We start from the raw sequence: 16506 nt of genomic DNA, 5'->3' as shown, positions 1-16506 counted from the left end.
ACATAAACTACAAAAGAGATCATCTACTTACTCATTGCAAACAATAATTGTAAAAAAAATTTGTAATTTCTCGTCTTAATTAAACTCTACCAAAAGTCAAAGTAGGTGATTAAACTGATTGTCCATCCAAGTCAATTAGTTCCAAACTGCATAATTAGTGCAGATGTTTATGGTAAATCGAATCAACCAATTATAGCTAGTCAAACTGTTGTGCAAGAGGTACACATTGATGTATTAAAGCGTTTTTTAATAGATAACGTAGAAGTAGAACCGATATTAGCTAATGGTAACCCATTTTCTCCAAAAAAACGAAGTAAAAAGGAAGCATCACAATCAATTGTTGCTCAAGAGAATTACATCAAAACATTTAAATCTTTCTATCTGGAGACCGTAACCTGCTATCAACAAATGTTTAAACGGTGGCAGAGCGGTGAACAAATTGATATTCATGAATTGAGACAGCTAATTGTCCCATTGCTTGAGCAAATTGAGCATAATCATGTAGCTATCTTCATGTTAGCTGAACAAGCTTCTGAAGAGGACTATTTCTTTCATCAAAGTGTAGCGACCAGCTTACTAAGTGGTATGTTAGCAAAGTACGCCGGTTTTAATAATGATTGGATTCAGGTTAGTCTTGCAGCGCTGTTAGCTGATGCTGGGATGGCTAAGCTGACAGATTCATTGCTTAGTAAACGAAAGCACTTATCTCAAATAGAAATGGTTAACATGAAAAAACATCCCGTTCTCTCTTATCGATATGTAGAAAAAAAATCATCTTTAAGCAATAATGTGAAGCTAGCTATTCTCCAACACCATGAGCGTATTGATGGAAGAGGTTATCCGTTAGCTTTAACAGGTAATAAAATTAATCCATATGCGAAAATATTAAGCATAGCAATTAGCTATTTTATTCTTAGTTTTGACCGTTATAATCAAGGAAAACCACCTGTTTTTTTAGCTTTATCAGATATGCAACAGCTAGTAGATAAGCAAATTGATCAGCAATATTTCGCAGCGTTTGTTGATGTGTTCGAGAAACGACTAAGTGGAAAATCCGCCTATTTAACTAATGGACAAATAGGAATTATCAAACAAATTAACATGCGAAAAGAATGGTCAATAGAAATTTATCTAGACGCTACAGATGAAATGCTAGTTATTAATGAGAATAATTTACATGATCTTGCGTATTTAGCCATGGTAGAAGATTAATAGAAACTTTAAAACTGAGCCACATTTAGATAATTTAATAATTATTTAAATGGTGCAGACTTATTTTTTGATAAATTCAGATTTTTCTAAATTTAATTCACTTAGCTTCTTCTATTGAAAAAAGGTTGAAAAACACTGTACGTTGTCGTATTGTAAATAACAATAAGATTAGAAATGCATGAATAACCGAGTAGATAGATAACAATAAGGAGGAGTAACATGAGGGAGGACAAGTTTGTAAAGGAAGGATTAACTTTTGATGATGTTTTGCTAGTTCCAGCCAAATCGGAGGTATTGCCAAGAGATGTATCAATTAAAACAGCGTTAACTGACACACTTAATTTGAATATTCCACTTATAAGTGCTGGAATGGATACTGTGACAGAAGCTGAGCTGGCGATCGCGATGGCTAGGCAGGGCGGTTTAGGAATTATCCATAAAAATATGGCAATAGAAGATCAAGCTGAGCATGTTGATCGTGTTAAACGATCTGAGAGTGGGGTTATTACCAATCCTTTCTTTCTTACCCCTGAAAACCAAGTATTCGATGCCGAGCATTTGATGGGTAAGTTTCGAATATCTGGTGTTCCGATTGTTAACAACAAAGAAGATCAAGTTTTAGTTGGTATTCTGACTAACCGAGATTTGCGTTTTATTGAGGATTACTCGATCAAAATCTTTGAAGTTATGACAAGTGAGAATCTAGTCACTGCTCCTGTAGGAACAACGTTAAAAGAGGCAAGTAAAATATTGCAGAAGCATCGCATTGAAAAATTGCCGCTAATTGATGAAAAAGGGGTACTAAAGGGATTAATCACAATTAAAGATATTGAAAAGGTTATTGAATTCCCCCATTCAGCTAAAGATAGTCAAGGACGGTTACTTTGTGGCGCAGCAGTTGGTGTAACAGCAGATTCGTTAACACGAGTAGAAAAGCTTGTTGAGGCAGGGATTGATGTTCTCGTTATTGATACAGCACATGGCCATTCGCGAGGTGTTATTGAACAAGTCCAACGCGTACGCGATATGTATCCTAAGCTGCCAATTATTGCTGGGAACGTAGCGACAGCAGAGGCAACGAAAGAATTGATTGAAGCGGGTGCCTCCATTATAAAAGTGGGCATTGGACCAGGCTCTATTTGTACAACGCGTGTTGTTGCTGGAGTCGGCGTTCCACAAATTACAGCTGTTAATGATTGTGCTCAAGCAGCAGATCAATATGGTGTCCCTGTCATTGCAGATGGTGGCATTAAATACTCTGGCGATATTGCAAAAGCAATTGCAGCAGGTGCTAAGGCAGTTATGCTTGGTAGTTTGTTTGCTGGTGTAAGCGAAAGTCCAGGAGAAACGGAAATTTTCCAAGGCAGACGTTACAAGGTTTATCGTGGTATGGGCTCTGTTTCTGCAATGAAATCAGGCTCTAAGGATCGATACTTCCAAGATACAGATGACACGAAAAAGCTTGTGCCAGAAGGGATAGAGGGACGTGTTGCCTATAAAGGACCGCTATCAGACACTGTCCATCAATTGCTAGGTGGCTTACGGGCTGGTATGGGCTATTGTGGTGCTGAAAGTATTGAACGTTTTCGTCAGGATGCTCAGTTCATTAGAATGACGGGAGCCGGATTAAGAGAGTCACATCCGCATGATGTCCAGATTACGAAAGAAGCGCCAAATTATTCTGTCCAATAAAGATAAGGCAAGCTATCAGATTAGCTTGCCTTATTTTTTTAAAAAGTTGAAAGCCGCTAATTACTGGTTAGTTGCTATAATGTTGCCTTGACTACCACTGAATGTTTCTGGAGATATTATTATTGGAAGAAAATACAGTGCAAAAGTAGATGTCGAAATAAAATCAAATATGTTAGAATAATGACGTGTAACAAAATAAGTGGAGGTACAAGCAGTTGAAAGCTATAAAAAAAACAACAGTAAGTTTACTAATTGCGTTATTAGTATTTGGAGTCTTTAGTGGGGGTATGGGATCGTTATATGCTCAAACGATAGATATCGAGGCAGAGTCGGCTATTTTGGTTGATGCTGAAACAGGACAGATTTTGTATGCAAAGAACGCGGATTTGATGCTACCACCAGCCAGTATGACCAAGATGATGACGGAATATTTAGTACTTGAAGCAATAAGTGAAGGTCAAATTGATTGGGATACAACAACGCAAATAAGTGACTATCCTTATAGCATTTCAGCTAATAATGCTTTTTCTGGTATAGGTCTAATTCAGAATAAGGATTATACAGTTAGAGAATTGTATGAAGGTATGGCAATTATTTCTGACAATGCAACAACCATCGCACTAGCAGAACTTGTAGCGGGCTCCGAGGGAGATTTCGTTCGAATGATGAATGAAAAAGGGGAAGCATTGGGCTTAACCGATTTTGAATTTGTCAATTCAACAGGATTAACAAATGCAAGTCTAGGTGATGACTACCCCGAGGGAACAGACCCGGAAGCTGATAACTTAATCTCAGCCCGTTCGGCAGCGACTTTAGCTTACCATTTAGTAAATGACTATCCAGAAGTATTGGAATTCTCAAGTACAATTCGTTCACAATTAGATGGTCAACCATTGGAGAACCTGAATTGGATGCTTCCGTGGAATAATGATAATTTTTCTTCGTATTTTTACGAGGGTGTTGATGGGTTAAAGACAGGCTATACGCAAGAAGCAGGTTATTGCTTTACTGGAACTGCAGAGCGGAATGGTCAACGGTTAATTACCGTTGTTATGCGAACAGAGAGCTATGGTGCGCGATTTAATGAAACCCAAAAGCTATTTGATTATGGCTTTAATGAATTTAGTAAGATAGATCTGTATGAAGCTGGCTATCAATTAGATGGTGAGTCGACTTTACCTGTAAATAAAGGAAAAGAAGATCAGGTTGATGTCGAATTAGCTGCTGGTTTATCCGCAATGGTTCGTCATGATGAAGAAGAAGCATATACAGTGGAATACGTTTACGATGAGGATAAGTTTAATGACGCAGGTGAGTTAGTTGCTCCGCTTGATCAAGGTGAAACGATTGGACAAGCACGCCTTGTATATCAAGGGAACGCAGACTATGGAAATATCTATCAAGATAACACTGGTCCTGCTGTCGACATTATTACTTTAAGTGAGGTAGAGCAGGCCAATTGGTTTATGCTAACAATGGGTGCTGTTGGTGACTTCTTTAGTAATATTTTCACAACAGTTGTCGATACAGTAACTGGCTGGTTTTAATCTAAAAAAGGCTTGAGGGTATCAAATCTCTCAAGTCTTTTTGATACAATAAGATAGCTTGATAAAGACTGAATAATGAGAATTAAGCAGTTTGTCGGTTTACTAAGTGCGTTATCAAGAACGCTCAACTTTAAAACCTACTTTTCGAATCTGTTTTATCATACAAGAATTAAAATAGTGCTTGTACAAGTATTATGGTTAGGATAAAATGTAGCTAATTCAAAACGACATGCAGTATTGACTAGGTAATCATTTTAAGGGGGATTTATACAAATGACTGTTTTAGGGACTGATCGAGTTAAACGTGGTATGGCAGAAATGCAAAAGGGTGGCGTTATTATGGACGTCGTAAATGCTGAGCAGGCTAAAATTGCTGAGCAAGCTGGTGCTGTCGCTGTTATGGCATTAGAGCGTGTTCCTTCTGATATCCGAGCAGCAGGTGGTGTAGCACGTATGGCTGATCCTACTATTGTTGAAGAGGTTATGCAGGCTGTTACTATTCCTGTAATGGCAAAAGCGAGAATTGGTCATATTGTTGAAGCACGTGTGTTAGAAGCGATGGGTGTTGACTATATTGATGAAAGTGAAGTGCTAACGCCAGCTGATGAGATTTTCCATTTAAACAAAAAAGATTATACGGTTCCTTTTGTATGTGGTTGCCGTGATCTTGGTGAAGCTGCTCGTCGTATTGGTGAAGGTACCTCAATGCTTCGGACAAAGGGTGAACCGGGTACAGGAAACATTGTTGAAGCGGTTCGTCATATGCGTGAGGTTAATGCGCAAGTACGCAAGCTAATCCATATGTCAGTTGATGAGATTATGACCTTTGCTAAAGAGCTTGGTGCACCATATGAAGTATTGTTAGCAATTAAAGAAAATGGTCGTCTACCAGTTGTCAACTTTGCAGCGGGTGGCGTTGCCACTCCAGCAGATGCAGCCCTGATGATGGAGCTTGGTGCGGATGGTGTCTTTGTTGGATCAGGTATCTTTAAGTCCGACCATCCTGAGAAATTTGCTAAAGCAATTGTTGAAGCAACAACGCATTTTGACAATTATGAATTAATTGCTAATGTTTCAAAGGGACTTGGTACAGCAATGAAAGGTCTTGAGATTAGTACCATCGCACCAGAAAACCGGATGCAGGATCGTGGTTGGTAAAAAAAATAAAGGAACGATTAATATGGTTAAAGTAGGGGTATTAGGCTTGCAAGGCGCTGTCCGTGAGCATATAAATGCAATTGAACGGTGTGGAGCAGAAGGAATTATTATAAAAAAAGTAGAGCAGCTAGCGGGTATTGATGGTTTAATTTTACCCGGTGGTGAGAGCACCACAATGAGGCGCTTAATTAATCATTATCATTTTCTTGAACCATTAAAGCGATTTGGTGGACAGGGTAAGCCCATCTTTGGCACATGCGCCGGTTTAATTCTGTTAGCAAAGGAAATAGCAGGGCAAGATGATGCACACTTAGAACTGATGGATATCAAAGTGGAGCGAAATGCATTTGGTAGGCAACGGGAATCCTTTGAAGCAAATCTGGCCATTAAGCACGTTGCACCTGACTTTGAAGCGGTTTTTATAAGAGCACCATATATTTTAGAAATTGGTTCAACAGTAGAAGTGCTAGCAACCTTCAATAATGCTGTGGTTGCCGCCAAGCAAGGCGCTTTACTTTGTACGTCTTTTCATCCTGAGCTAACAAATGATGATCGCTTAATTGCGTATTTTGTTGAAATGGTTGGAGATGCTAAAAAAGCACTTGCAACTTAAGGCGCTTTTCGTTATGATAAACAATAATTAATCAATATGTGTACGAAAGCAATGAGAGGACTTAGTAGTTATTTTTTTTCACAACAAGAGAGCTGGTGGTTGGTGGGAACCAGTGTGAGAAAATAGTGAATCCATCCTTGAGTGGTATGTGGTCGCAAGCATACTCGGTGTTAAGCCGTTATCCTGAAAGAAGCCGGGAGACCGATGTCTCCAATCAGGGTGGTATCGCGGGAAATAGTTCTCGTCCCTTATGTATTATTTGGGATGAGCGCTATTTTTTTTGCTTTTTACGCATCATTTATAAAAGGAGGCTATTCGTATGCTGGATATTAAATATCTACGTCAAAATTTTGCTGAGGTAAAGGAAAAGCTAAAGCATCGAGGGGAGGACTTATCAGATTTAGATCAATTTGAAGCGTTAGATCAATCAAGACGTGAGCTTATTGCTCAAACCGAGGAGTTAAAAGCAAAGCGAAATGATGTGACGAAGGAAATTGCAGCACTTAAAAAGGCAAAAGAAAATGCAGACAGTATGATTGTCGAAATGCGTGAGGTTGGTGACCAGATCAAGGCGATTGATCATAAGCTTAAGGAGGTCGAGGAAAAGCTTGAACAACTCTTACTCTCTATTCCAAACATTCCACATCAATCTTCCCCAATTGGTGAGACAGAGGATGATAATGTAGAAGTACGCCAGTGGGGAGAAATTCAAAAGCCGATATTTGAACAGAAAGCCCATTGGGACCTAGCTACTGAATTAGGACTATTAGACTTCGAACGAGCAGCAAAGGTTACTGGAAGTCGATTCGTCTTTTATACGGGTTTAGGTGCCCGGTTAGAGCGTGCACTGCTCAACTTTATGATGGATCTCCATGCTGATGAGCATGGCTATCAGGAAATGCTACCACCGTATATGGTTAATCGAACAAGCATGACGGGGACAGGTCAGTTACCTAAATTTGAAGAAGATGCTTTTAAAATTCAAGATTGGGATTATTTTCTTGTTCCAACTGCTGAGGTGCCTGTTACCAACTATTATCGCGATGATATCTTAGCTGCCAATCAGCTCCCACAAAAATTTGTTGCTTATAGCGCTTCTTTCCGTTCAGAAGCAGGTTCAGCAGGTCGTGATACAAGAGGATTAATTCGCCAGCACCAGTTTAACAAGGTTGAACTTGTTCATTTTGTTAAACCTGAAGATTCTTATCAAGTGCTTGAAGAGTTAACTGGACATGCTGAGAAGGTGCTGCAATTGTTAGAACTCCCTTATCGTGTGCTAAGCATGTGTACGGCAGACTTAGGCTTTACAGCAGCCAAAAAATATGACATTGAAGTATGGATGCCAAGCAATGATAGCTATCGGGAAATCTCATCATGCTCAAATTTTGAAGCCTTTCAAGCAAGACGGGCGGGAATTAGATTCAGACGTGAGGAAAAAGCCAAGCCTGAGTTTGTTCATACTTTGAATGGTTCTGGATTAGCAATTGGCAGAACAGTAGCAGCAATCTTAGAAAATTATCAGAATGAAGACGGTAGTATTACAATACCAACTGTCTTACAGTCTTATATGGGTGGGAAAACCGTAATTAAATAAAAAAATATGTTAATTATATTGACAGGTATAATAAGAACTGGTATGATAATTTTTGTCGTCAGTTTACGGAGGAATACCCAAGTCCGGCTGAAGGGATCGGTCTTGAAAACCGACAGGGGCTTCACGGCTCGCGGGGGTTCGAATCCCTCTTCCTCCGCCATATTATACCGATAACAATAGACGATACTCGGGATCTTATCATTTTAGCTGATAGGATCTTTTTTATATCATCATTAAAAGTTAGAATATTCAGATTGGATAGTATGCTAAGGAGGCTTTGTTATGAACAAGATGACGTTTATCGGAGCAGGATCAATGGCAGAGGCTTTAATTGCTGGAATGGTTGCTCGTAACTTTTCACCTTCAGTTATTACGGTTACGAATAGAACGAACAAACAGCGTCTAATAGAACTAAAAGAGAAATATGGTATTCAGGTTGAGCAGGATTCACAGCAAGCGCTACAACAAGCAACAATTATTGTCTTAGCTATTAAGCCAAAGGACGCCCAAACCGTTTTGGAACAGATTAAACCTTTTTTAAATAAGGAAATACTCATTCTGTCGGTAATGGCAGGGATTTCAACCCAATATATTGAACAAATCTTAGAGCTGGATATTGCCGTTGTACGTGCAATGCCAAATACGTCAGCAATGATTGGATTAAGTGCGACAGCAATCGCAAAAGGCCAATTTGCCAATCAGGATCATGTTGAGATGGCAACTCAGCTATTTGTGACAGTAGGAGTAGTGGAGCTACTGAAGGAACAGGAAATTGATATCGCCACTGCAATTGCCGGAAGTGGGCCGGCTTATTTTTATTATATTGTTGAGGCGATGGAGACCAAGGCTAAAGAACTGGGTTTAGCAGAGGGAAGTGCTAAGCGACTGATTAATCAGACATTGTTAGGGGCGGCAGCAATGTTAACAAAGTCGTCTGACTCTCCTGCGGAGCTGAGAAAAAAGATTACGAGCCCCAAAGGGACAACTGAAGCTGGTATCCATGCTTTGGCGGCAGCGGAAGTTGATCAAGCAATAAAAGAAGCGATTCAAGCCGCTTATCAGCGCTCAGTTGCATTAGGGCATACTAAATAAATTAGAAAAAAAGCATTACTTCCCAATTATGTTAGATGTCAGAAGATAAAATGTTTTACTAGACTAATTAAATTAGTTATCTAAAATTAATACATAATGGGTATCAGCTTTATCAAAGGTTAACTCTACTTTGGCAACCTGCTCTTCTACAAAATCAAGGTATTCTCGCTTGTTAACAGATTGTTCAAAATCATCTTGAGCACGATAAACCGATAAGTTGTAAAGTAAATCACGTTCAACGGTTAATTCGATCCCATTAGTTAAATTTGATTTAGTAGCATAGATATTTCCATATTCAGTAGGGAGAAAATCAATATGTTGTGGAGATTCTAACGGATCGATTACAATGAGATACGATTGCTGTGTTACATTCTCACTCAAAGAAACTGTTATTTTGAGTACATCAGTATTTTTGGGGGAGCACCCAGTTAAAAAAAATAATAGAATTATGATTTTCCACATTTTATAATTAAATTCTCCTTTTTGTGTTGTTTCAATAGTAAAATATATCATAATAAAAATGTAACATATTTTTCAATTTTTAAAAAAGATTATTTTATAAAATTATCTGGAATATTTTATTATTTTTTATTTTGGTGCGTTTTTGACAAGTCATCCTATTATTGAAGGTAAGTGATTGTGCGACCTTCTGAGCCAATTGATTTAGCAGAGTTGAGTGAGGAGCGCGTCTCTAAGCTAGAAGAAATACTAATGAGGATGGAAATTCCTGAATATAGGAATAACTTAAACACTGACCATCTTTAAGTTAACTCCCAAAACCCTTTTTTCCATCAGTATGCACGATGATATTAAACCTCATGAATCTTTTCTTTCACTAAATCAAGATACTATACCCCAAGAAGAAATGCTAAGCATATCTAATATTGATAATAGAGTTCGCATTAACAATACTAGAGTTAACCGCAATAGGGCCGCTGCTAAGATAGAATTCTTAACGCACAGTGGGGGTGGGTCAATGTGCTCTGGGTCATTTATTTCTCCTACCCATGTATTAACAGCAGCTCACTGTGTGTATGATGTATGGATTACAAGTAACTGGGTCTTACTGATCCTCCAGCAGCGGGAATGATATACCTAGGTGATGTTGTTTATGATTTTGCTGTTCTAAAAGTTCAAGGAGCGCATGATTATTTGTCGCTTAGCGAAGTAAATGAAACAGGTTTAAATATAAACGCAATTGGTTATCCATTTGATTTATCAGAGACAGGGGCAATAATCGTCGATACTATTACATGTATCGCTCTCCGGGCGTAATAAATGATTTTTTTAATGGTGCTATTATCCATTCTGCATATATTACTAGTAGGCAGAGTGGAGGACCTATAAGAGTTGGCGATCATACAACATCCTTAGTTGCAACGAGTAGCTGGGGGCCACATTTTAATGTGTTTCATAGAAATATAATAGATCTTTGGCTTAGTATGTAGTGATCGCATCTATTATTGCTTGTCATTCAAAAGATTATCCTTTTAAATAAACAGGAGCTCTCGAATTCCTTCTGAGAGTTCCTGTTTATTTAGTAGCGTGATTGATTAATAAAATGGCCAATTTTTTCAAGCACAGGTTCAATTGAGGCTTTGTTATTCATCAAGTCGTAATCGGCAATGTTAATTCTTAGAATTGGGCACGCATTAAAGCTGTTAATCCAATCTTCATAACGTTTGTGCATTTCCCGCCAGTAGGATATCGGTGTTTGCTGCTCCATTGGACGGCCACGCTCTTTAATGCGATCTAATACTTCATCTAAGCTTCCGTCTAGGTAGATAAGTAGATGAGGATGAGGAAAGTAAGGTGTCATCACCATGGCATCAAATAAATTACGATACGTCTCATAATCAGTTGGTGTCATGGTGCCTTTTTCATAGTGCATTTTCGCAAAAATACCGGTATCCTCATAGATGGAACGATCCTGAATAAATCCGCCACCATATTCAAAAATTCGCTTTTGCTCTTTAAAGCGTTCAGCTAGGAAATAGATTTGGAGATGGAAGCTCCAGCGTTCAAAGTCAGCATAAAATTTATCTAAATACGGATTTGTTTCTACTTTCTCTAATGAGGTACGAAAGTTTAGGGCGTCGGCTAATGCATGGGTCATTGTTGATTTTCCAACGCCAACCGTTCCGGCAATGGTAATCACACTATCGTGTGGAATATGATACTTTTCTCTTAAATTCATTGTGTTTGAACTCCTTTTGATAGATAAGGTTTAATTTTGGCAAAGATACAATCTAGATCAGCCTGATGTTTAATAAAATCGAGCTCATCACCATTAATGCGAATAACTGGAATATCGGAATGCTTTTGCTCAAATTCGCTCATAAACTGTTGATAATCCTGACGTAATTGCGCTAAGTAGGCAGGTTGGATCTTTTCTTCCACTGATCGCCCTCTTTGGTCAATCCGCGCTAATAATGTTTCTAAACTGGCATCTAAATAAATGAGCACATTAGGGCGCGCCATATCATTTGTTAAAATATGATAGATTTGTTCGTACTTATCAAATTTATCAGCTGGTAGAGTCCGTTTGGCGAAAATCATATTTTTCATAATATGATAATCAGCGACAACCGGCTTGCTTTGACTTAAAAAGTCCTTTTTAATATCATCCAGCTGCTTAAAACGATTACATAAAAAAAACATTTCCGTTTGAAAGCTCCATGCCTCGATATCATCATAGAATTTACCCAAAAAGGGGTTTTCCTCGACAATCTCTTTTAATATGTAAAAGCTAAAATATGTTGCAATTTTTTGTGACAATGATGTTTTTCCTACACCAATCGGCCCTTCAACAGCAATGAAAGGTACCTGATTCATTTAAATTCCCCCTTGCAGAACAGGTTTCGATAAAATAAGACAAAAACTATTTTAACATATTTATTAACCATACGGTGTGATCAGATTTTGAAAATAAAATAAACGTCCTTAGAATGTGAACGTTTATTTATCATTGCATAATATGGAGTAAAATTGTTGCTATAACCAAAAAGATGTTGACACACAGAATAGCAATGCCACCAATTAAATTCCCATCCTTTTTTGTCACATGATAGGCCATTGCGATGCAATAATAGCTGAGGTATAGACAAACAACGATGAATAGAAATAATTGCATGCTAATCCCTCACTTCGTTAAGATGGGTATCATCAAGCATTTTACCAAAATGCATCCGTTTCATCTGATAGTAAACGGTAATATCAGCATTAGGATAAATCTGTTTATTCCAGTCGGCCTCTTCGAAATCTGGTATATCCTTAAAGAACTTTCGAATGTACAAAGACCAGTAAAAAGGCTCTGCTCGATAGAACTCCTGTGTCTTTTTAATAAATTGTCTGGTGACATGTTCAGCATAGCTTTCAATTGATTTTTTTAGCCGTTCCTTATAACTGTCTACTTGTGAATAGTTAATTAAACTTGGAATGGCAATGATTTCTGCTTCAAATGGGATGATAACTTGAATAGCTGCATGGTTTGCGACACGGTCGTAATTAATCTCAATTTTGGGTTCGTTTTTTTGAATGTATTTAACAGCTACATTATATTCTGGAGCAACTGGGTCAGGGTATGAGGCTAGTAGCTCATCCATTTTCATTGTTTTATCAAGAATGTTAGCTATTCTTGTTTCTTCCGCTGTGAGCACATCAATCATAATACCCTCTTTAAATACAGCTGCCCCCATAAATTGAGTGCTGTTACCACCATGCTTAGGAATCTCTCCGGCAACAATTGTATCTTCAGGCCCGCTGACATCTTTAGGATCTTCAATTGTGGTTGCATAAATACCAAGAAACAAATCGGCATCGCCTTCAGTAATTTGAAAAAAACGGTGAATATCAGCATCTGGAATTAGGCCTGTTTCTCGAGCTCTAGAGAGCATATATTGATAATATTTATGAGGTCTTTGTTCAAGAGCAGGGTCATTATTATTCATAAACTGGGAGGCATTTTCTTTAGAGATGACTAATTTTACACCACGCCTAATTTGGTTGCTGCGAGCAACAGATTGAATAACTCTAAGAAATTGATCTGTTCGGGCAAGTTCTTCGGAAATAATTAAGACACGTGTTTGATCCATAACCATTTGCTTTGTTACAAAAGCATTTGCGGTACTAGATGTCGTCATCAAATCTGTCCCAACTATCGAAATTATTTCTGAAGGTGCCTGGTCTGCGTTGTTAGCAGCCAAGCTTGAACCAGCCTCCGGGTTTGCTATTTGGTAGGTGAATTGATAGGTACCGTCTTGGTCTGTTTTGTCGATCCCAACTGCTACTACGTAGGACTGTTTTTCAAGCTCTACCATATCTTCACAACCAAATAGGATAGGCATGAGACCAATTACCAGCCAACAGAATTTAGCCATTATGTTACCTGCTTTCGTCTTAAGGTGTATATTGCTAATAAAAGAAAGGGGAGAACAATTAGAACAGGTGTTAATAGATCCAATAATTGATTACGGTAGACAAGCTCTGTAACGACAGAGTTGTCAGGAATTAGCCCAATAACCATTGACAAGAATCCAAGCGGAAGCACAAGCAATTCAAATTCATCAATATTAAAAATGGCGCCGAAAAGCCAGGTTTGTAAATACAACAGTAAAATAAAGCGGAGAAACGTTGCTAATAACCAAAAAACCATAAAAAAGGTTTCGATATTAGTGAAGAAATCACCAAGCTGTACATATTGCGTAATTTCGTGAAAGGGAAAGGAGACTTTTTCAATTGAATTGTAATCAAAAACAGTTGCATAGATTAGAAATAAAAAAGTAATCTCAAGAACTGCGATAAAAAGAGCAATTAAACCACCAATTTTAAAATCTGATGGTTTCTTAAAGCTTGAATATGCCATTGTCAGTAAGATGAAATCAGCAAATATTGAACCTTTAAACAAACTTTCCTTTAAAACAAATTGTAGACCTGATCCAAAGATCGGATAAATACGTTCCCAAATCATATGTTCGTAAACGAGAAAGATTACAAGAACAAGCGATGCCGTCAGAAATGGAATAAGCACTTTACTCGTATAACCAATGACTTCAATGCCACGGATTGCACCGAATACACAGACGACACAAAAAAGCACAAAGATTATGAGGGATGAAGATCGCTCAAAATAAAGTGTCTTAATCTGTTCAACATAGTTGCGACTGTCCAAAGAAATCATTAGAAAGCTCAGTAAAAAAATAAAGAATGCTAATCCTTTGCCAAGCAGTTTGCCAAGTAGTAATTCAAACAAATTAACTAAATGTTTTGCTTGTACTTTCTCAAGTAAGTACATTATTACAAAAAAAGAGGGGAGTACAATTAGGAATGCAAGAAATGGAATATACCATAGTGCATTTTGACTCTTTTGTGCAAATAAAGAAGGGGTGGTATCTGATAATTTCATGCCAATTAATATTAAAGTCATCGAGAACATTTCAAACGATGATAATTTTTTATTAACGTTCATCTAAATAGAGCCCCCTCCTTATTTATTTTTGTTCATATTTTGTAAATCCTTAGGTAAAAGATAGGCTGGTCGCCAGCGTTCCTTTTTTAATGCCCGCCTAAAATAAACATCACGATTTGATTTAAAGGTCGGTGAAAGAGGTGCTAAGTATGGTACACCAAATGATTTAAGGGAAACTACATACATAAGCCAAAGAATAAGGGCACTCATCAAACTAAACATACCAAACACACCAGCTGCAATAATAAAAATAAAACGAGAAATTCTTACTGTAAAATTAAAGCTTGGATCACTAATGGCAAAGGAAGTTAAACCAGAAAGAGCCGAAACGATGACAATTATCGGGCTAATAATATTAGCCTCTACCGCAGCTTGTCCAAGAATAAGCGCTCCTACAATTCCAATTGTCGGCCCCAAAGGGCTAGGAATCCTAATACCTGCTTCTCGAATAAGTTCAAAGGCAACTTCCATGATAATAACCTCTAATATTAACGGAAAGGGGACCCGTTCACGAGCAGCAGTAATTGCCAGTAATAAATCGGGTGGAATCATCTCACTGTGAAAATTAGCAAGTGCAACATAAATTGCCGAAATCATTAGGGTGAAAAACAGGGCGATGTATCGAATTAATCGTGAGAAGTTACCAAAAGCCACGCGGGCATAACGATCCTCAGGGTTGTGAAAAAAAGTCCAAAACGTGACTGGCAAAATTAAACAAGAAGCGGAACTTTCCATTAATAAAACGACATGACCACGATCGATATAGGTAGATGCATTATCTGGGCGTTCTGTATAAAAAATGGTTGGGAAGATTGAATAAGGACGTTCTTCAATATACTGTTCAAGAGATTCAAGATTCGGTACGTTATCAACTTTAATTTTATTAATACGCTGTCGAATATCATCTAGTAATTCTTGATTGACAATTTGCTTATTATAAACAAGCTGAATATCTTGTTGTGAACGTTCTCCTACTTTTAATACCTCAGTAATAAGTTGACTGTTGCGAACTTGTTTACGAATAAGCGAGATATTGACATGAATGGATTCAGTAAATGCTTCTTTCGGTCCACGTACAACACTTTCAATCTCAGACTGGCTGACGGCTCGATGTTGAAAATTGGATACATCGATCGAAAAGGCTACTTTTTCATCCTGCATAAGTAAAACGACTTTGCCACTCGTAATGTTCTCGATAACCTCTTCTAATAGGGTTATTTTTTTAACACTTTCAGCGGTAATAATGGCAAAGATTGATGCACCCTCCTGTTCTAACAAAGGACTAATTAGCGATTGTTCAATTTTGTCACTATTAACAAGTGAGGCATAATAGCAAAGTGCCAGCTCCTTGTTATTATACTTTGCTTGAAGCAAGCGAATAGAGAAATCATTGTTTACGCCATATGAAAAGCAGTTTTTTAATTGATCGAGATTGTTGACAAAGTCACTGGATAAGGTCTGTTTTTGCTGAGTTTGAGCTTTTTTTTTCCGCACGTCCTTCACCACCTAACTAGGTTTTAGTGTGGATGGTTTTAACTTTTCTATACATGGGTAAACTCTGAGAAAGGGACATTATAAAAAAGGAGCTGTTTTCAAGAAATGAAGAAAGTAGCAGTTGTTATCTCGGATATGTTTGAAGATGTAGAATATACATCACCTGCAGAAGCATTTAAAAGTGCTGGTCATACCATTATAACGATTGGTAAAGAGGCAGGAGAGACAGTAACGGGCAAGCAAGAAGAGATACAATTTCAGGTTGATAAAGGCATTGCTGATGTGAAACCTAACGATTTTGATGCATTGTTAATACCAGGCGGCTTTTCACCGGATTTATTGCGCAGTGATGACCGATTTGTTTCATTTACTAAAGCATTTATGGATGATAAAAAACCTGTATTTGCGATCTGTCATGGTCCGCAATTACTTATTACTGCTAGAGCTATTGAGGGTCGAACTGCGACTGGATTTAAGTCAATTAAGGTGGATATGGAATACGCAAAGGCAAATTATATTGATCAAGAGGTAGTCGTTGACCAAGATCAATTAGTTACCAGTCGCACACCTGATGATTTACCAGCATTTAACCGAGAATCATTAAAGCTATTGGATAGATAAGGAGTAAGCCTGATTA

17 protein-coding genes, 1 tRNA gene and 1 other annotated feature are annotated in these 16506 nt (G+C 37.9%); of the genes, 11 read left to right on the top strand and 7 right to left on the bottom strand.

Annotated elements, in window-relative coordinates; all coding sequences use genetic code 11:
- Positions 1-105: 105 nt before the first annotated feature.
- The 8 genes from BM000_RS10330 (at position 106) to proC (ending at position 8908) form a co-directional block, all read left to right on the top strand.
- Complete coding sequence (locus tag BM000_RS10330) at positions 106-1212, top strand: HD-GYP domain-containing protein (RefSeq protein ID WP_091497776.1); 1107 nt, start codon at positions 106-108, stop codon at positions 1210-1212.
- A gap of 219 nt (positions 1213-1431) precedes the next feature.
- A complete protein-coding gene (gene guaB, locus BM000_RS10325; protein ID WP_091497772.1) occupies positions 1432-2904 on the top strand; it encodes an IMP dehydrogenase in 1473 nt (490 codons plus the stop codon).
- 215 nt (positions 2905-3119) lie between these two features.
- A complete protein-coding gene (locus BM000_RS10320) occupies positions 3120-4451 on the top strand; it encodes a serine hydrolase (protein WP_245751632.1) in 1332 nt (443 codons plus the stop codon).
- Positions 4452-4724: 273 nt separating this feature from the next.
- Complete coding sequence (gene pdxS, locus BM000_RS10315; RefSeq protein WP_091497769.1) at positions 4725-5609, top strand: pyridoxal 5'-phosphate synthase lyase subunit PdxS; 885 nt, start codon at positions 4725-4727, stop codon at positions 5607-5609.
- A 22-nt stretch (positions 5610-5631) separates the two neighbouring features.
- Positions 5632-6222: a pyridoxal 5'-phosphate synthase glutaminase subunit PdxT gene (gene pdxT, locus BM000_RS10310; protein ID WP_091498124.1), complete on the top strand. Its 591-nt coding sequence runs from the start codon at positions 5632-5634 to the stop codon at positions 6220-6222.
- Positions 6223-6264: 42 nt separating this feature from the next.
- Positions 6265-6474: a binding site (T-box leader), on the top strand.
- A 67-nt stretch (positions 6475-6541) separates the two neighbouring features.
- The gene (serS, locus tag BM000_RS10305; protein WP_091497766.1) at positions 6542-7816 is read left to right on the top strand and encodes a serine--tRNA ligase; all 1275 of its coding nucleotides are present in this window, start codon (positions 6542-6544) and stop codon (positions 7814-7816) included.
- A gap of 67 nt (positions 7817-7883) precedes the next feature.
- Positions 7884-7976: transfer RNA gene (locus tag BM000_RS10300), tRNA-Ser, on the top strand.
- A gap of 122 nt (positions 7977-8098) precedes the next feature.
- Positions 8099-8908, top strand: a complete 810-nt coding sequence (gene proC / locus BM000_RS10295; protein WP_091497764.1) for a pyrroline-5-carboxylate reductase — start codon at positions 8099-8101, stop codon at positions 8906-8908.
- Positions 8909-8980: 72 nt separating this feature from the next.
- Here the strand turns inward: proC and BM000_RS10290 are convergent, their stop codons facing one another.
- Positions 8981-9370, bottom strand: a complete 390-nt coding sequence (locus BM000_RS10290; protein ID WP_091497761.1) for a hypothetical protein — start codon at positions 9368-9370, stop codon at positions 8981-8983.
- 334 nt (positions 9371-9704) lie between these two features.
- Here BM000_RS10290 and BM000_RS17200 point away from each other — a divergent pair, with 334 nt between their 5' ends.
- Together BM000_RS17200 and BM000_RS10280 are read left to right on the top strand one after the other, a co-directional pair.
- A complete protein-coding gene (locus BM000_RS17200) occupies positions 9705-9998 on the top strand; it encodes a trypsin-like serine protease (protein ID WP_091497759.1) in 294 nt (97 codons plus the stop codon).
- Positions 9995-10183: a hypothetical protein gene (locus BM000_RS10280; protein ID WP_091497756.1), complete on the top strand. Its 189-nt coding sequence runs from the start codon at positions 9995-9997 to the stop codon at positions 10181-10183. Before BM000_RS17200 ends, BM000_RS10280 begins: the two co-directional genes overlap by 4 nt.
- 262 nt (positions 10184-10445) lie before the next feature.
- On the opposite strand, the gene BM000_RS10275 is transcribed toward BM000_RS10280, so the two are convergent.
- The 6 genes from BM000_RS10275 to BM000_RS10255 form a co-directional block, all read right to left on the bottom strand.
- Positions 10446-11105, bottom strand: a complete 660-nt coding sequence (locus tag BM000_RS10275; RefSeq protein WP_091497753.1) for a deoxynucleoside kinase — start codon at positions 11103-11105, stop codon at positions 10446-10448.
- Positions 11102-11743, bottom strand: coding sequence for a deoxynucleoside kinase (locus BM000_RS10270; protein ID WP_091497751.1), 642 nt, complete (start codon positions 11741-11743; stop codon positions 11102-11104). The genes BM000_RS10275 and BM000_RS10270 overlap by 4 nt, the downstream gene beginning before the upstream one ends.
- Before the next feature lie 130 nt (positions 11744-11873).
- Complete coding sequence (locus tag BM000_RS16765; RefSeq protein WP_177178272.1) at positions 11874-12041, bottom strand: hypothetical protein; 168 nt, start codon at positions 12039-12041, stop codon at positions 11874-11876.
- A 1-nt stretch (position 12042) separates the two neighbouring features.
- Positions 12043-13287 (bottom strand): Ger(x)C family spore germination protein, encoded by a 1245-nt coding sequence (locus BM000_RS10265; RefSeq protein WP_091497748.1) that lies wholly within the window; start codon positions 13285-13287, stop codon positions 12043-12045.
- Positions 13287-14375 (bottom strand): GerAB/ArcD/ProY family transporter, encoded by a 1089-nt coding sequence (locus tag BM000_RS10260; RefSeq protein ID WP_091497746.1) that lies wholly within the window; start codon positions 14373-14375, stop codon positions 13287-13289. Before BM000_RS10260 ends, BM000_RS10265 begins: the two co-directional genes overlap by 1 nt.
- Positions 14376-14393: 18 nt before the next feature.
- Entirely contained in the window at positions 14394-15869 is a 1476-nt protein-coding gene (locus BM000_RS10255) for a spore germination protein (protein ID WP_091497743.1), read from the bottom strand.
- A gap of 105 nt (positions 15870-15974) precedes the next feature.
- Here BM000_RS10255 and BM000_RS10250 point away from each other — a divergent pair, with 105 nt between their 5' ends.
- Positions 15975-16490 (top strand): type 1 glutamine amidotransferase domain-containing protein, encoded by a 516-nt coding sequence (locus BM000_RS10250; protein WP_091497741.1) that lies wholly within the window; start codon positions 15975-15977, stop codon positions 16488-16490.
- Positions 16491-16506: the final 16 nt, after the last annotated feature.

It is taken from the genome of Amphibacillus marinus, from assembly GCF_900110345.1.
Taxonomy (GTDB): domain Bacteria; phylum Bacillota; class Bacilli; order Bacillales; family Amphibacillaceae; genus Amphibacillus_D; species Amphibacillus_D marinus.
The sequence above is the reverse complement of the archived record's forward strand: the minus strand, read 5'-3'. Positions and strand labels throughout refer to the sequence as shown.

What these genes read in the sequence shown, in the direction of transcription:
- guaB (WP_091497772.1), top strand. Translation starts at nt 1,432, where the DNA reads ATGAGGGAGGACAAGTTTGTAAAGGAAGGATTAACTTTTGATGATGTT.
- pdxS (WP_091497769.1), top strand. Translation starts at nt 4,725, where the DNA reads ATGACTGTTTTAGGGACTGATCGAGTTAAACGTGGTATGGCAGAAATG.
- pdxT (WP_091498124.1), top strand. Translation starts at nt 5,632, where the DNA reads ATGGTTAAAGTAGGGGTATTAGGCTTGCAAGGCGCTGTCCGTGAGCAT.
- serS (WP_091497766.1), top strand. Translation starts at nt 6,542, where the DNA reads ATGCTGGATATTAAATATCTACGTCAAAATTTTGCTGAGGTAAAGGAA.
- proC (WP_091497764.1), top strand. Translation starts at nt 8,099, where the DNA reads ATGAACAAGATGACGTTTATCGGAGCAGGATCAATGGCAGAGGCTTTA.
- BM000_RS10290 (WP_091497761.1), bottom strand. Translation starts at nt 9,370, where the DNA reads ATGTGGAAAATCATAATTCTATTATTTTTTTTAACTGGGTGCTCCCCC.
- BM000_RS17200 (WP_091497759.1), top strand. Translation starts at nt 9,705, where the DNA reads ATGCACGATGATATTAAACCTCATGAATCTTTTCTTTCACTAAATCAA.
- BM000_RS10280 (WP_091497756.1), top strand. Translation starts at nt 9,995, where the DNA reads ATGATATACCTAGGTGATGTTGTTTATGATTTTGCTGTTCTAAAAGTT.
- BM000_RS10275 (WP_091497753.1), bottom strand. Translation starts at nt 11,105, where the DNA reads ATGAATTTAAGAGAAAAGTATCATATTCCACACGATAGTGTGATTACC.
- BM000_RS10270 (WP_091497751.1), bottom strand. Translation starts at nt 11,743, where the DNA reads ATGAATCAGGTACCTTTCATTGCTGTTGAAGGGCCGATTGGTGTAGGA.
- BM000_RS16765 (WP_177178272.1), bottom strand. Translation starts at nt 12,041, where the DNA reads ATGCAATTATTTCTATTCATCGTTGTTTGTCTATACCTCAGCTATTAT.
- BM000_RS10265 (WP_091497748.1), bottom strand. Translation starts at nt 13,287, where the DNA reads ATGGCTAAATTCTGTTGGCTGGTAATTGGTCTCATGCCTATCCTATTT.
- BM000_RS10260 (WP_091497746.1), bottom strand. Translation starts at nt 14,375, where the DNA reads ATGAACGTTAATAAAAAATTATCATCGTTTGAAATGTTCTCGATGACT.
- BM000_RS10250 (WP_091497741.1), top strand. Translation starts at nt 15,975, where the DNA reads ATGAAGAAAGTAGCAGTTGTTATCTCGGATATGTTTGAAGATGTAGAA.